Annotated in this window: 1 protein-coding gene; it reads left to right on the top strand. The window is 67.3% G+C overall.

Features of this window, described 5'->3' with window-relative positions:
* Nucleotides 1-905: non-ribosomal peptide synthetase (locus Vau01_RS63030; RefSeq protein WP_204015492.1), on the top strand; the 905-nt coding region annotated here is incomplete at both ends.

Raw genomic sequence — 905 nt, 5'->3', positions numbered from 1 at the left:
ACCGCCTATGGCATCACCGAGACCAGCTGCGACAGCACCACCTACCCACTGCCCACCCCACCAGCACCCCCAACCCCGACCGGCACCCCGACCGGCAACGTCCCCATCGGCCGGCCACTACCAGCCACCACCATCCACATCCTCGACCCCCACCTCCAACCCGTCCCCCTCGGCACCCCCGGCGAACTCCACCTCACCGGACCCGCCCTCACCCGCGGCTACCACCACCAACCCCACCTCACCGCCCACCAATACATCGCCAACCCCCACGCCAACGACGGCAGCCGCCTCTACCGCACCGGCGACCTCGTCCGCCAAACCCCCGACGGCAACCTCCACTACCTCGGCCGCACCGACCACCAACTCCGCATCCACGGCCACCGCATCGAACCCGCCGACATCGAAACCGCCCTCACCACCCACCCCGCCATCAAAGCCGCCGCCATCACCACCCACCCCAACCACCCCAACCACATCCACGCCTACCTCATCCCCACCAACCCCCACCAACCACCCACCCCCACCGACCTCCGCACCCACCTCTCCACCCGCCTACCCCACCCCACCATCCCCACCCACTACCACCTCATCAACCACCTCCCCACCACCACCACCGGCAAACTCGACCGCACCCAACTACCCCACCCCACCACCCACCCCACCATCCCCACCACCCACACCCCACCCACCACACCCACCCAACACCACCTCATCACCCTCATCGCCACCCTCCTCAACAAACCACCCCACACCATCTCCACCACCCACAACTTCTTCGACCTCGGCGGCCACTCCCTCCTCGCCACCCAACTCACCCACCACATCAACACCACCCTCCACACCAACCTCCACCTCACCACCATCTTCAACACCCCCACCATCCACCACCTCGCCACCACCATCGA

Origin of the sequence: Virgisporangium aurantiacum (assembly GCF_016863635.1) — a bacterium.
Taxonomy (GTDB): Bacteria; Actinomycetota; Actinomycetes; order Mycobacteriales; family Micromonosporaceae; genus Virgisporangium; species Virgisporangium aurantiacum.
This window is presented reverse-complemented; position numbering and strand designations above follow the sequence as displayed.